The sequence below is a fragment of the Amycolatopsis sp. NPDC051716 genome, assembly GCF_040681595.1.
Taxonomy (GTDB): Bacteria; Actinomycetota; Actinomycetes; order Mycobacteriales; family Pseudonocardiaceae; genus Amycolatopsis.
This window is the reverse complement of sequence record NZ_JBFAZA010000021.1, coordinates 129941-143790: the sequence shown is the minus strand read 5'-3', so window position 1 is coordinate 143790 and position 13850 is coordinate 129941. Positions and strand designations below refer to the sequence as shown.

Here is a 13850-nt window from a genome sequence, read left to right as displayed (position 1 = left end):
GGGCGCATGATCAAGCGCACGGTGCTGGACGCCACCCGCGAGCTCCTCCGCGAACTCGGCCTCACCACGGTGTTCGGCAATCCCGGCACCACCGAAGTGCCGTTCCTCACCGACTGGCCCGACGACTTCGACTACGTCCTGGGCCTGCAGGAGTCCGCCGTCGTGGCGATGGCCGATGCCTACGCGCAGGCCACCCGGAAAGCCGTGCTCGTCAACCTGCACTCCGCGGGCGGGGTCGGGCACGGGCTCGGCAGCCTCTTCAACGCCTACCGCAACCGGACGCCGTTGATCGTCGTCGCCGGGCAGCAGATCCGGTCGCTCATCCCGCACGAACCCTTCCTCGGCGCGATGGAAGCGCCCGAGTTCCCGAAGCCGTACGTGAAGTGGTCGATCGAGCCCGCCTCGGCCGAGGACGTCCCGGCCGCGCTGGCGCGGGCCTACCACGTCGCCACGCAGGCGCCGTCCGGTCCGGTTTTCGTGTCCGTGCCCGCCGACGACTGGGCCGTCACCACCGAACGGCCCATCGTCTCGCGTCCTCGGATCCGCGGCTTCGCGCCCGATCCCGAGGCCGTCGACGAGCTCAACACCGCCCTGGAAGCCGCCGAACGGCCGGCGATCGTCGTCGGGGGAGCCGTCGACCAGGACGCGGCCGTCGTCGAAACCGTCGCGCTCGCCGAACGGCTCAACGCCGCCGTGTGGGTCGCGCCGATGTCGTTCCGCTGCTCGTTCCCCGAGGACCACCCGCTGTTCCAAGGGTTCCTCGACCCCGAACGCGGTGCGGTCGCCGACACGCTCGCGCCGTACGACCTCGTCGTCGTGCTCGGGGCGCCCGCCTTCACCTACCACGTCGACCGCGGGCGCGGGGAAGCTCCGCTGCCGCCGCTGTTCATCGTCAGCGACGACGAGCAGGTCCTCGCGCGCGCCTTCGAAGGCACCGGTATCCGGGCCACGCCGAAGCTGGGCGTCCGCGCGCTGCTCAACGTCGTCGAGCGCAGCACGCGGCCCGCACCGGCGCCACGGCAGCGTCCCGCGAAACCGGCCGGCGACGCGCTGACCGGCGAACTCGTCTACTCGACGCTCGCGGACCTGTTGCCGGACAACGCCTTGGTCGTCGAAGAAGCGCCCAGCCACCGCGGGATCCTGCACGACCACCTGCCGATCACGGCCACCGACACCGGCTTCCTGACGATGGCCAGCGGCACGCTCGGCTACGGCGTCCCCGGCGTGGTCGGCGCGGCGCTCGCCCGCCCGGACCGCAAGGTCGTCGGCGTGATCGGCGACGGCTCGAGCATGTACGGCATCCAGGCCCTCTGGACGGCGGCGCGCGAAGAACTGCCCGTGACGTTCGTGATCCTGGACAACTCCGAGTACGCGGCGGTCCGCATCCTGGGCGACGCGATCGGCGGCGCGAAGCTGCCGGGCACCGAACTGGGCGGCATCGGGTTCGCGGCGCTGGCGGAGAGCATGGGCTGCCACGGCGTGACGATCACCGAGCCGGCCGAGCTGGTCCCCGGTCTCACGGCGGCGCTGGCCGACCCGCGCCCGACGCTGGTCCACGTCCGGGTGGCCGCGTCGTCGAAGTCGCTTTACTGATAACCAGATAGCCGCCGCTGGTGGTCCACAGTGGATATCCACTGTGGACCACCAGCGGGTCGGCTGTGGGTCAGCTGCGGGTCCGGCTTTCCCGGACGTCCGAAGTCCGCTCGGCCAGCTCCCACTCCGCGGCGTCGGACGCGGCCGTGGCGGCCTCCGCCGGCGTGCCGCCGTTCAGCAGCCGGGCCACTTCGCCGCGCAGGGTCACGAACTCCGCCGACTCGCGCGTCGTGATCTGGTTCCGCGCAGCGGGCAGGCCCACCGGCAGGTCCGCCACGATCGTCGCCGGTGACTTCGACAGCACCAGCACGCGGTCGGACAGGTAGACGCTCTCGTCGATGTCGTGGGTGACGACCAGGACCGTGCTGCCCTGCTCGCGCTGCACGCGCCGGGTCAGGTCCTCGAGCTCGAAGCGCGTCTGGGCGTCGACCGAGGCGAACGGCTCGTCCATCAGCAGCAGCGCCGGGCGGCTGGCCAGCGCGCGGGCGATCGACACCCGCTGCTGCATGCCGCCGGACAGCTGCCACGGGTACTTGCCCCCGACGCCCGACAGGCCGACCTGCTCGAGCGCCTCGGCCGCCCGTTCCCGGCGTTCCGCGCGGGAGATCGGGCGCCACCGCAACGGGAACTCGACGTTCTTCTGCACCGAAAGCCAGGGGAACAGCGAACGGCTGTAGTCCTGGAACACCACGGCCAGGTCGTCCGGGACACCGGAGACGCGGTCGCCGTGCAGGCTGACCGTGCCGTCGGTCGGCGGGGTCAGCCCGGCGATGCAGCGCAGCAGCGTCGACTTCCCGCAGCCCGACGGGCCGACGATGCTGGCCAGCTGCCCGGCTTCGACGGTGAACGAAAGGTTGTTCACCGCGGTGTGCGCTCCTGTGCCACTGCCGTAGGTGTGACTGAGGCCGGAAACTTCGAGCATGGTGGACATGGGAGAGGCCTTTCCAGCGTCAGTCGCGGCCGAGACGGGCCGGCTGCCAGGCCAGCACCCGCCGTTCCGCGGCCAGGAAGATCGTGTTGAAGACGTAGCCGAGGATGCCGAGCAGCACCAGCCACGACCACATGGTCGGGAACTCGAAGTCCTGCTGGGCGTTCAGCAGCGACCGGCCGATGCCGTTGTAGGCGCCGACGAGCTCGGAGACGACCATCAGCAGCAGCGAGATCGACAGGCTGACCCGCAGCCCGGCGAAGATCTTCGGGGCCGCCGCCGGCAGGACGACCATGCCGAGCCAGTACGCCTTGGGCGTGCGGAACGACCGCGCCGTCTCCACCTTCACCTGGTCGACCGAGCGGACGCCGTCGACGGTGTTGAGCAGCACCGGCCACACCGCGCCGAAGATGATCGACCCGATCTGCATGCCCGAGCTCAGCCCGAACAGCACCCCGAACACCGGGATCAGGGTGGGCGGCGGGATCGACCGGAAGAACGCGAACAGCGGGCCGGCGTAGTCCATCGCCGTCGCCGACCGGCCGAGCAGCACGCCGAGGACGATGCCGACGACCGCGGCCAGTGCCCAGCCGCCGAGCGTCCGGCCGAGGCTGGGGAACACGTTGTCGAACACGGCGTCGGTGAGGAACAGGTGCGACACCGGCCCGGTGAACCACAGCTTGGCGGCGGTGCCCGCGATCTCCGACGGCGGGGGGAAGAACTTGCTGCCGCCGGCCCGGGCGGCGAACTCCCAGCCGACCACCAGGAGCGCGAACAGCAGCCAGTTGCGCAGGACCGTGGCGGCACCGCGCGCGGCGCGCCGGCCCACCCGGCCCGAAAGGGTTGCCGCCGTCACGCGATCGCCTCCCGGTCCACCGAGCTCCACTTGAACAGCCGCTTGCCGAGCTGTTCGAGCCCTTCGTTGATCAGGTAGCCCAGCACCCCGGCGACCACCGTGCCGGCCAGGACCAGGTCGAACCGGACCGAACCGGTGCTGGCGACGATGATGAAGCTGCCCAGCCCGAGCTGGGAGCCGGCCAGGAACTCGACGCTGACGACGGCGATCAGGGAGATCGTCGCCGACAGCCGGACGCCGGTGAAGACGAACGGCGCGGTCTGCGGCAGCGCGACCGACGTCAGGATGCGGAACCGGCTGGTCCCGCACGCACGGGCGGTCTCCATCAGCACCGGGTCGATTTCGCCCATGCCGTAGATCGTGTTGAACATGATCGGCCACAGCGAGGCGTAGACCGCGAGGGTGATCTTCGCTTCGGGGCCGGAGCCGATCACCAGCAGCACCAGGGGAACCAGCGCGGTGATCGGGATCGGCCGGAGGAACTCCACGATCGAGGCGGTGGCCGTGCGCAACGCCGGGACGCTGCCCAGCAGCAGTCCGGCGGGTACGCCGACCGCGATCGCGACGGCGATGGCGATCAGCCAGGCCAGCATGGTCGCGACGATGTCCCGGATGAACTCGGGGTCGCCCAGCAGGTCCCCGACGGTGCGCAGCACGACGCTGGGCGGCGGGGTGAACGTCCGATCGACCAGGCCGACCTGGACGACGACCTCCCAGAGCAGGAGGAAGCCGACCAGGCCGGCCAGGCCGCGAAGCAGCTTCTTCACGTCAGCTGGTCGCCTGCGGGGCGATCATCGGCGCGGCGTCGACCTTGCTGGTGATGACGCCCATCTGCAGCAGCAGGTCGGGCACCCGCTGCAGGCGCCGGGCGTCCAGGACGGAGCCGTAGCCGGGCAGGGTGAGCAGCTTGGCGGTGTCTTCGTCGATCTTCGCGTACTTGACCAGCAGCGGCTCGACCTTCGAGCGGTCGTTGATGGCGTCGCTGGTGGCCTTCTTCATCGCTCGCTGGAAGGCGGCGAGGGTCTTCGGGTTGCCCTGGACCCACTTCGTCATCGAGCCGTAGCCGGTCAGGGGGAAGTCCTGGCTGGCGCCGGTGTTGATGTCGATGACCGGCGTCGCGCCGACGGTCTTCGCCGCCTGCGTGAGCATCGGCTCCGGCATGTAGGCCGCGTCGACCTGGTTGTCCTTCAGCGCCGCCGCCATGTTCGGCAGCGTGACCAGGGTCCACACGACCCCGGTGAAGTCGACGCCGTGGTCCTTCATGACGGACTTGGTGAGGATGTCCGACGCGGTGTTCTTGGCCGTGATCGCGATCCGGCGGCCCTTGAGGTCGTTGACCGTCTTCACCGGCGAGTTCGGCACCGTGACGATCGCGTTGCTCTTCGCGTTCACCGACGTGCCGTCGGCGACCAGCTGGATGTCCGCGGCGTCCTTGCTCTTGGCGATGAAGAACGGCGTGTACGTCGAGAGGGCGATGTCGACCTCCCCGGAGATCGCCTTCTGCATCGACTCTTGGCCGCTCTTGGCGACGACCTGCTCGACCTCGAGACCCTCGGCCTTGAAGTAGCCGCCGTCCTGGGCCAGCCAGAAGGGGCCGAGGTCGGTGGTCGGCATGATCGAGACCTTGATCTTCGACTTCTCCAGGCCGCCCCCGCTCGACGAGGCGTTCGAGCTGTCCGAGCCGAGCGCACTGCAGCCGGTGAGGGCCGTGGCGGCTGCGACGGTGAGGGCGAGCCCGAGCGCGGCGCGGCGAGTGCGAACCCGGCCACTGCTCATGGCGTTTCCAAGCAAGGCCTGCTCCTTGAAGAAAGTGACGGTTCGGGAACCGATTCCAGTGGAAGTGCGTGACTCATTCTCGGAAGTCACGCGGGCCACTGTAGAGAACGTGACAGCTTGCTCACAATGGGTGGAATCACTACCTAACCGAGTGGCGCACGTCACTCTTTCGGCCTCTGGTCTAGACCCACTGCTCCACTCGCCGTAGCTGTTCACCCAGCGTAGGGTGGGGTTCTCGAATTCAGGACGGCTGCTGTGCGTCGACTGAGCGAACGCTGTGCAAGATTGAGTGGGTCCTGTCGGGAGGGTTACATCTTCCCTTGCCGTTCGCTACCCTCTGCACCTGCGGGGAGGTATCAACCTCCGATGTAGTGAGAGAGAGTGCCTGGATGGCCGATCAAGAAGTCCCACTTCGGTGTACCAGCACACACTGTGCTTTTCCTGAGAGAATCTTCCCCGCGAAGACCACTGCCTGGCCGGGCACAACCGCCGCGCCGGTGGGTTAGGCCGACCAACAGACCGATGCAGGACCAGCGCAGGGACCGACCGTGATGCTCGAGCTGAACCGATTCCGTCCGGCTGGACGGGGTTCAGGAACCCCCAGTACCGATACTGGAGACGATCTTTTCACCCGTACGGGTAGCGTCTTGCGCTGGGCTCCTACCGATGGGCCGGAGCGCCGGAACGCCGGGAGCGTGCAGACGAGTGGCTGAGGAGAACGCGATGCGCCCTGGCGGGCGCTGGACCGACCAGGGTTTCCCGAGCACGAACGATGATGGTGGAGCGGCGGTGCCGAACGAAGACGCCGCAGGGGTGGGAGGGGCCCCTGCGCAGTCGCCCGGAGCGGATCCGGGCCGGAAGACCGGGCTGTTCTCCGGCATGCGTGACTGGCGGCTGCGGTCCAAGCTGGCCGCGGTCCTGATCATCCCGACCCTCACCGCGCTCGCACTGGGTGCGGTGCGCGTGATCGACGACGCCCGCGAGGCGGCCGAGTTCCAGCGCACCGCCGACCAGGTGGCGTTCGCCGTCAAGGTCACCACAGTGGTGCACGAGCTGCAGAACGAACGCTCGCTGTCCGTGGCGCGGATCTCTTCGCAGAACCAGCTGCTGCAGACCGGGCTCGACTCGCAGATCGCCAAGGTGGACCGCGAGGTCCAGGACCTGCGCGGCGCGGCCGGCACCCTCGACTACGACGACCAGGCGACCAAGGACCGCTACACCCGCGGTCTCCAGCGCCTCGACGCCCTGCGTCCGCTGCGGGCGGCGTTCAACACCTCCAACAGCCTGCCCGACATCACGGTGCTCACCGCCTACTCGGGTGTCATCGACTCGCTCATCGAGCTCGGCCGCGAGGTGACCACCGCGGTCACCGACCGGGACGTGCTGCGCCTGGGCACGAGCACGCAGGCGGTCAGCGAGGCCAAGGAGTTCACCACCCGCTCCGACGCCGAGCTGCAGATCGCCGCGTTCCGCGGCAACTTCCCCGGTGACCTGCTGGACCAGACGCGTGCGTCGGCGTCGAGCGCGGACGCCTCCGTCGCGGCCTTCCTCGCGAACGCCGACGACGACCAGCGCCAGCTCTACAACGACACGTACTCCGGCCCGGAGGTCGACGACCGGCGCCGGATCCAGACCTCGGCGTTCTCCTTCGCCCAGCTGGGTGACCCGCCGAACATCGACACCACGGCGCTCAGCAAGGACAGCACCGTGTCGGCCGACAAGCTGCACGCGGTCGAGTCGAACCTGCTCGCCCAGCTCAAGACGCGCGCCGACGACCTCGCCACGCAGAAGGTCAACTCGGCGTGGGTCGGCGGTGCCGTGGTCCTCGCGGCCCTGGCGCTCGCGGTCGCGCTGATGCTCCTGGTCGCCCGCCTGATGCTGCGCCCGCTGCGGGTGCTGCGGAAGAGCGCGCTGGACATCGCCTACACCCGGCTGCCGGAGACCGTGCAGGGGATCCTGGACGACCCGGATCCCGTCGGCGCCTCGAAGCGAGCCGTCCAGCCGGTGCCCGTCAACACCCGCGACGAGATCGGCGAGGTCGCGCGGTCGTTCGACATCGTCCACGAACAGGCCGTCAAGATGGCCGCCGAGCAGGCCCTCCTGCGCGAGAACGTCAACGGCATCTTCGTGAACCTCTCCCGGCGGTCGCAGCGGCTGGTGGAACGCCAGCTCGGCGTCATCGACCGCCTCGAGGCCGACGAGCAGGACCCGGACCACTTGGCCAGCCTGTTCGAGCTCGACCACCTCGCGACGCGGCTGCGGCGCAACGGTGAGTCCCTGCTGGTGCTCTCCGGCGCCGGCCTGGCCAAGTCGGTGCCCAAGCCGGTGCCCGCCGCCGACGTCATCGGCGCCGCGGTGTCGGAGATCGAGCAGTACGCCCGGATCGAGGTCGGTATCGTGCCCGACGTCGCGGTCCAGGGCCTGGCGATCCACGACCTCGTGCACGTCCTCGCCGAGCTGCTCGACAACGCGACCTACTTCTCCGAGCCGGAGACGAAGGTCATCGTGCGGGCCGTGGTGACCCGGCGCAAGGCGCTGGCCATCCAGGTCACCGACCACGGTGTCGGCATGAGCGAGGAGCGGCTGGCCGAGGTCAACGCGCGCCTGGCCGACCCGCCGGACCTGGACGTGTCGGTGACCCGGCGAATGGGCCTGTACGTGGTCTCGCGGCTGGCCAAGCGCCACGGCATCGAGGTCCGCCTGCGCGAGAACGAGGACATCGAGGGTGGCGTGATCGCCCGGGTCGTCGTCCCGGCCGAGCTGCTGACCCAGCTCCGCCCGGGCATGCAGCGGCAGACCCCGCCGCCGGCGAACCGCTCCGAGACGTCCATGTCGATGCCGAGCATCCCGATCCCGGCCGCGCGTTCGGACTTCGACCAGACGCAGTCGTTCGCGCAGACCCCACCGCCGCCGTCGGCACCGCCACCACCGCCTCCGGTGCACGACCCGGTGCCGAACCAGGGCGGCCTCGTGCCGCTCGACCAGCCGATCAGCCTGGACGACCTGGTCAGCGGCGGCCGCGCGGCGGGCCCGTTCCTGTCGCCGGACCTGCCGAAGCCCGAGACGCCGGCCTGGCCGACGGCCGAGGACCTGGCGCCACTGGCACCTTCGTCGAACGGCGACGGGGCGAGCTCGCGGGCCGCGGACACGCAGTTCGCGCCGCTGGTCCTGCCCAAGCGCGAGCCGAAGTTCGTGCCGCCGGAGGAGCCGCCTCCGCCGCCACCGCCCGCGCACGAGGTCGGTTCGTCGGCGCTCGAGGACGATGTACCCACCCGGCGGTTGCCGATCTACCAGTCGGTGCTGTCACGCTGGTTCAGTGAAGGTGACGACGCGGCAGCCGACCCGGTGCCGACGCAGAGCGAGGGCGAAGACCCCAACCTGCCGCCGCTCACCGGTACCGACGAGCAGCCGGCCCCGCCTCCGCCTCCGCCCGCGCCGGCCGAGCCGTCCCGTGACGAGCTCCAGCCGACCGCGGCGACCCGGCACCCGCTCCTCCCGGCCGACGACGGCTGGCACAGCGCCTCCGACGACGGCTGGCAGGCGGCACAGTCGCTGCTCGAGTCGAAGAACGAGGAGATCACCCCGGCCGGGCTGCCGAAACGCGTCCCGAACGCCTACCTGGTGCCGGGGTCGATCAACAGTCCTTCGGCCGACGCCCCGCCGCAGAACAGCTTCGCGGACAACACCGCGGGCATGCCCGGAACGGGTGCGATCACCCGCTCGGCGTCCGCGGCGCGGAGCCGGATGGCAAGCTTCCAACGGGGCTACACCTCGGGACGGCACGCCTTGAAGGAACTTCCGGCCGAAGAACAGCTGCAAGGCAGCAGGGTTCCGGGGCGTGGCAACACCACAGACAGCAGTGAGGAGTGAAAGTGACACGGGCGGGTGCAATGCAGCCGGGTGGCTCCGCGCAGCCGAACGGCCAGGCGCATGCCAAGGCGAACAATGCCGGCAGCTTCGCTTGGCTGATCACGGATTTCGTGCACCGGGTGCCCGGCGCGGCCCACGCGGTCGTGGTGTCGGCCGACGGCCTGCTCCTGGCGGCCTCGCGAGGTCTGCCGAAGGACCGGGCGGACCAGCTGGCCGCGGTGGCGTCGGGGCTGACCAGCCTCGCGCGCGGTGCGGCCAAGGTGTTCGAGGGCGGCACGGTGGCGCAGACCGTGGTCGAGATGGCCAACGGTTTCCTCTTCCTCATGTCGGTTTCCGACGGTTCGTGTCTGGCGGTGCTGGGATCGCCGGAAAGTGACATCGGCCTGGTCGTCTACGAGATGACCTTGCTGGTGGAGCGGGTCGGCCAGCAGCTGACTCCGGAGATGCGGGCGCAACTGCAGGGTTCGGCAGTTCGCCGCTGAGGACCTGGGAACCGAGGAGAGAGCCGTGGACGACGGGCGCTTGAGGGGTGAAGGGCGGCTCGGTGACGACTTCTCCGGCGGGTGGTCCGACCAATCGGACGACGGCCGGGAGGACTGGCAGTCGTTCCGGGACCGCGTCGACCGCGAGTGGCGCGCGCGGCGGGTGCAGGCCTCCGACAGCGACCCCGTGCGGGAGCCGCCGAACTGGCTGACCGACAGCAATGCCGGGCAGGAACCGATCCGGCCGATCGCCGGGGGCACCGAGTACCGCGACCGCCTCCTCGGCGGTCCGGGCGCGGAGCTGTTCGGCGGTTCGAGCGGGCCGCTGTACGACGCGCACGAGTTCGCCGCGTACAGCGCCGAGCGGGACTTCTCGTCGGGGCCGGACTCCGGGGAGCTGGCCGCGGCGCTGCCGCGGCAGGCCCACCAGGAGTACGTCGACGAGCCGCCGGCGACGGAGATGGAGACTTCCGGCCTGGTCCGGCCGTACTTCCGGACCCGTGGCCGGACGAAGGCGACGCTCGACCTGGCCATCGAGGCGCTGATTTCGACTAGTGAACAGGGCCGGATGCTCGACCGGGTCCGAGTGCCCGAGCACCGGTCGATCTGTGACCTGTGCCTCGACACCAGGTCGGTGGCCGAAGTGGCGGCGCTGCTGCGCCTGCCGCTCGGCGTGGTGCGCGTGTTGATTGGTGACGTGGCGGGCCTCGGGCTGGTGCTGGTGCACTCCAGCAGCCCGACCGTGGGCGACCGCCCGAGTATCGAGTTCATGGAAAGGGTGCTCAGTGGGCTTCGGAGAATTTGACTCCGACGCGAACGCGCCGCAGGTGACGGGTCCGACCTCGTCGGCCAAGATCGTGGTCGCCGGCGGGTTCGGTTCGGGGAAGACGACCATGGTCGGGGCGATCTCGGAGATCGACCCGTTGACCACCGAGGCCATGATGACCGAGGCGAGCGTCGGGCACGACGACACCACGGCCACGCCGAACAAGACGACCACCACCGTGGCGATGGACTTCGGGCGCATCTCGCTGGACTCGGACCTGGTGCTGTACGTGTTCGGTACCCCGGGTCAGCACCGGTTCTGGTTCATGTGGGACGACCTCGCGGTCGGTGCCATCGGCGCGGTCGTGCTGGTCGACACGCGGCGGCTGGCCGACGCGTTCCCCTCGATCGACTTCTTCGAGAACCGGAAGCTGCCCTACGTCGTGGCCATCAACTGCTTCGACCGGCTGCTGCACCACCAGATCGAGGACGTCCGGCACGCGCTCACCATCGCGCCGTCGGTCCCGATCATGGCGTGCGACGCGCGGGAACGCGAGTCCGCGAAGCAGGTGCTGATCTCGGTCGTCCAGCACGCGATCGCGCACGATTCGGCGCTGCGCGCGGGATAGCCCATGACGCCCCGATCCGGATGCGGCCGTTGGAGTGAACTCCGCGTGCTTCACCCACTTCGGGGGGTGCTGTCACCGTCCGGAGGAGTAACCGGGCGGGGCGGCCCGGTGGCGCCGACGGCGGTGGTGCCCGCGTGGGCCGGTCGCACCCGGGTTGACCTGCGCGGACAGCCCACGGGTGCGAGCCGTGGACGACGCCGTGGTGCGTCCCCCGGATGGGGGAGGCGAGCCGGGCTGCCGCGGAACTCGGCCGGGTGCACACGTAGGGTGCGCAGCGGCCGGCCGGTGGCGGGCTCGACACCATCGGCGGTGCGAATACGCTTTACCGTGGCGTCGCCGACCGGCCGTGCCGGGCGCTCCGGGGTGCGGCAGGCGACGCCGCACGAGCAAGGAGGAGCAGTAGTGACGGCTTCCGGCCAGGGCACGTTCGGCTGGCTCATCACGGACTTCGTCCGCCGGGTACCCGGTGCCGCGCACGCCGTTCTGGTGTCCGCGGACGGGTTGCTGCTGGCACCGTCGGAGGGGCTGCCCCAGGAACGTGCCGAGCAGTTGTCGGCGGTGGCGTCCGGGTTAATCAGCTTGACGGCGGGGGCCGCGCGCTGCTTCGAGGCGGGCGGTGTCAACCAGACCGTGGTGGAGATGGAGCGCGGCTACTTGTTTTTGATGTCCGTTTCGGACGGTTCTTCGCTGGCGGTGCTGGCCGCGCCGACGTGCGACATCGGCACGGTCGCCTACGAGATGACCCTGCTCGTCGAGCGGGTCGGCCAGCAGATCACCCCCGAGCTGCGCGCCCAGCTCCAGGGCGGCGTGCGTGGGTAGGGCGAGATGAGGATTTCGGGATTCGACGATCCGGACTCCAGCGGCTGGGACGCACTGCACCGCGGCACCGAACGCGAGGGCTTCGATTCGCCCAGCAAGTTCGACATGTCGACGTTGTCGACGATCATGCCCAAGCGCAAGCCGGCCCGTCCTCAGCCGGACCCCCAGGGCTACACCGACGAGGACACCCGCGAGTGGGGTTCTTCGGACGACGACGAGGATTACGCGGCTCCTGCGCCGGATTTCGCGGGCGACGACGGCGAGCCGACCGGCCGCCGGGCCAGGCGCGCACGTTCGCGGGAGTACGCCGGCGAGGATGACGTCCGCCCGGAACCCAGGGCCCTCCCCGGCCGCCGCTCGGCGGAGTACACCGGCGGCGGTTACCAGGGCGAGCGCTCGCCGGAGCCCGGCGACGAGTCCGCCCGCCCGGCCTTCGGCGGCTACCAGGGCCGCCGCCGCTCGCCGGAATCCGGCGACGGCTACGCCCGCCCGGATCCCGTGGGTTATCAAGGCCCGCGCTCGGCGGAGTCCGAAGACGGCTACTCCCGCCAGGATCCCGTCGGTTATCAGGGCCCGCGCTCGGCGGAGCCCGAAGACGGCTACTTCCGCCCGGACCCCGTGGGTTATCAAGGCCCGCACCCGGGGTCCGGCGGCGACTACTACCGTCCGGATCCCGTGGGCTATCAGAGCCCGCGCTCGCTGGAGTTCGGCGACGATCACGCCCGTCCGGATCCCGTGGGCTACCAGGGCCCGCACTCGCCGGAGTCCGGCGACTACTCCCGCCCGGATCCCCTGGGCTACCAGAGCACACACTCACCGGTGGTGGACGAGGACGGCTACGACCCCGTCGAGCCGGAGTGGCAGGACGGCGACAGGTCCGAGCCGGAACCCCCGCCGCTGGAGCCGGCGTGGACCCCGCCGCGGGGTGCCCGCTCGCCCGCGCCGCCGCGGCCGCCGGTCCACCCGGCCGCCCCGCGTCCGCCGGCACCCCGCCCGCCCGCACCGCGGCCGCCCGCCCCGGTGTCGCGGCCCGTGCACCCGGCGACCCCGCCCGCACCCGTGTCGCGGCAGGCGGCGCCCCCGCCCGCGTGGACCCCGCCGCCCCCCGCCGACTGGACGCCCCCGCCGGACCCGGAGACCCGCTGGATCCCGCACCCCGAACCGTGGGAGGACCCGGCCTGGAACGAGCCGGCCCGGGTGGCGAGCCCGGTGCCCGTCGCTTCGCCGGGGTCGCGGGTCCGCCCGTACACCCGCACGGGCGGCCGCACGCGGTCGGACCACAACCTGGCGCTGGAGGCGCTGGTCTCGACGTCCGACGACGGCCGCCGCTACCGCGGGGTCCGCTCGGTCGAGCACCGCCGGATCTGCGACCTGTGCCTGGACACCCGGTCCGTGGCGGAGATCGCCGCGCACCTGCGGCTGCCCCTGGGCGTGGTGAAGGTGCTGGTCGGCGACATGGCCGACATCGGCTTGGTGCTGATCCACCAGACCGAGCTGATCCTCGGCGACCGGTCGTCCCGCGAGTTCATGGAACGCGTCCTGGCCGGCCTGCGCGCCCTCTAAGCCGGGGTGAGGTCGAGGGTCAGGGTGTTGCCGTCACCCGGCACGAACCCGTTGATCAGCGGCGTCGCCGAACCGCAGTTCTCGAAGGCACCGATCGTGTAGGTCGATTCGACGCGGCCGCCCTTGCCCACGGCGAAGTCGTCCGAGGTCCATTCGGTCGTCACCGGCTCGGCTGTGCCGCACTTCGCGCCGACGTCGTACGGCATCCCGTTGACCCGGACGTCGGACAGCGTCACCGGCCAGGTGGCCGAGCCGGAGAAGCCGCCGGACACCGAGCCCTCGGCGTGGCCGGGGCCGAACGTGACGGTGCCGCGGACCCGGCCCACGCCCGGCACCGGCCGGGTGACCTCGGCCGGCGGCAGCGTGATCGTGCCGGCGAACCTGCCCCGCCCGATGTCCACGGCGAGCTTTCCCGGCCCGAGATCGAGGTCGGCGTCCGGCTTCGCGATGTGCGTGGTGCCGGTGACGGTGTACTCGGAGTGACCGGGCGGCACGGCCGCCGCCGCGGTGCCGGCTCCGCCCAGCACCGTTGCCGCGACCAGCGCGGTCACGCGTGTTCCCCGCTTCAT

12 protein-coding genes are annotated in these 13850 nt (G+C 70.9%); 7 read left to right on the top strand and 5 right to left on the bottom strand.

Features of this window, described 5'->3' with window-relative positions; all coding sequences use genetic code 11:
• Nucleotides 1-6 precede the first annotated feature (6 nt).
• Nucleotides 7-1593 (top strand): benzoylformate decarboxylase, encoded by a 1587-nt coding sequence (gene mdlC / locus AB0M30_RS27925; RefSeq protein ID WP_364589241.1) that lies wholly within the window; start codon nucleotides 7-9, stop codon nucleotides 1591-1593.
• 70 nt (nucleotides 1594-1663) lie between these two features.
• On the opposite strand, the gene AB0M30_RS27920 is transcribed toward mdlC, so the two are convergent.
• From AB0M30_RS27920 to AB0M30_RS27905, 4 genes are read right to left on the bottom strand one after another with little or no spacing between them, the layout of a single operon-like run.
• A complete protein-coding gene (locus AB0M30_RS27920) occupies nucleotides 1664-2524 on the bottom strand; it encodes an ABC transporter ATP-binding protein (RefSeq protein WP_364589238.1) in 861 nt (286 codons plus the stop codon).
• Nucleotides 2525-2543: 19 nt separating this feature from the next.
• Nucleotides 2544-3377 carry an ABC transporter permease gene (locus tag AB0M30_RS27915; RefSeq protein WP_364589235.1) on the bottom strand — a complete coding sequence of 278 codons (834 nt, stop codon included), beginning with the start codon at nucleotides 3375-3377 and terminating at the stop codon, nucleotides 2544-2546.
• The gene (locus AB0M30_RS27910; RefSeq protein ID WP_364589232.1) at nucleotides 3374-4144 is read right to left on the bottom strand and encodes an ABC transporter permease; all 771 of its coding nucleotides are present in this window, start codon (nucleotides 4142-4144) and stop codon (nucleotides 3374-3376) included. Before AB0M30_RS27910 ends, AB0M30_RS27915 begins: the two co-directional genes overlap by 4 nt.
• Nucleotide 4145: 1 nt before the next feature.
• Complete coding sequence (locus tag AB0M30_RS27905) at nucleotides 4146-5153, bottom strand: ABC transporter substrate-binding protein (protein WP_364589229.1); 1008 nt, start codon at nucleotides 5151-5153, stop codon at nucleotides 4146-4148.
• Nucleotides 5154-5876: 723 nt separating this feature from the next.
• Here AB0M30_RS27905 and AB0M30_RS27900 point away from each other — a divergent pair.
• The 6 genes from AB0M30_RS27900 (at nucleotide 5877) to AB0M30_RS27875 (ending at nucleotide 13281) form a co-directional block, all read left to right on the top strand.
• Complete coding sequence (locus AB0M30_RS27900; RefSeq protein WP_364589226.1) at nucleotides 5877-9023, top strand: nitrate- and nitrite sensing domain-containing protein; 3147 nt, start codon at nucleotides 5877-5879, stop codon at nucleotides 9021-9023.
• 20 nt (nucleotides 9024-9043) lie between these two features.
• A complete protein-coding gene (locus AB0M30_RS27895; protein ID WP_013230256.1) occupies nucleotides 9044-9505 on the top strand; it encodes a roadblock/LC7 domain-containing protein in 462 nt (153 codons plus the stop codon).
• A 25-nt stretch (nucleotides 9506-9530) separates the two neighbouring features.
• A complete protein-coding gene (locus AB0M30_RS27890) occupies nucleotides 9531-10310 on the top strand; it encodes a DUF742 domain-containing protein (protein ID WP_103336418.1) in 780 nt (259 codons plus the stop codon).
• Nucleotides 10291-10899, top strand: coding sequence for an ATP/GTP-binding protein (locus AB0M30_RS27885; protein WP_013230254.1), 609 nt, complete (start codon nucleotides 10291-10293; stop codon nucleotides 10897-10899). Before AB0M30_RS27890 ends, AB0M30_RS27885 begins: the two co-directional genes overlap by 20 nt.
• A 402-nt stretch (nucleotides 10900-11301) precedes the next feature.
• A complete protein-coding gene (locus AB0M30_RS27880; RefSeq protein WP_003085368.1) occupies nucleotides 11302-11718 on the top strand; it encodes a roadblock/LC7 domain-containing protein in 417 nt (138 codons plus the stop codon).
• A 6-nt stretch (nucleotides 11719-11724) separates the two neighbouring features.
• The gene (locus AB0M30_RS27875; protein ID WP_364589223.1) at nucleotides 11725-13281 is read left to right on the top strand and encodes a DUF742 domain-containing protein; all 1557 of its coding nucleotides are present in this window, start codon (nucleotides 11725-11727) and stop codon (nucleotides 13279-13281) included.
• Here AB0M30_RS27875 and AB0M30_RS27870 read toward each other — a convergent pair.
• Nucleotides 13278-13850 carry a hypothetical protein gene (locus AB0M30_RS27870; protein WP_364589220.1) on the bottom strand — a complete coding sequence of 191 codons (573 nt, stop codon included), beginning with the start codon at nucleotides 13848-13850 and terminating at the stop codon, nucleotides 13278-13280. The two genes, AB0M30_RS27875 and AB0M30_RS27870, sit on opposite strands and share 4 nt — an antisense overlap.

What these genes read in the sequence shown, in the direction of transcription:
- mdlC (WP_364589241.1), top strand. Translation starts at nt 7, where the DNA reads ATGATCAAGCGCACGGTGCTGGACGCCACCCGCGAGCTCCTCCGCGAA.
- AB0M30_RS27920 (WP_364589238.1), bottom strand. Translation starts at nt 2,524, where the DNA reads ATGTCCACCATGCTCGAAGTTTCCGGCCTCAGTCACACCTACGGCAGT.
- AB0M30_RS27905 (WP_364589229.1), bottom strand. Translation starts at nt 5,153, where the DNA reads ATGAGCAGTGGCCGGGTTCGCACTCGCCGCGCCGCGCTCGGGCTCGCC.
- AB0M30_RS27900 (WP_364589226.1), top strand. Translation starts at nt 5,877, where the DNA reads ATGCGCCCTGGCGGGCGCTGGACCGACCAGGGTTTCCCGAGCACGAAC.
- AB0M30_RS27895 (WP_013230256.1), top strand. Translation starts at nt 9,044, where the DNA reads ATGCAGCCGGGTGGCTCCGCGCAGCCGAACGGCCAGGCGCATGCCAAG.
- AB0M30_RS27875 (WP_364589223.1), top strand. Translation starts at nt 11,725, where the DNA reads ATGAGGATTTCGGGATTCGACGATCCGGACTCCAGCGGCTGGGACGCA.
- AB0M30_RS27870 (WP_364589220.1), bottom strand. Translation starts at nt 13,850, where the DNA reads ATGAAGCGGGGAACACGCGTGACCGCGCTGGTCGCGGCAACGGTGCTG.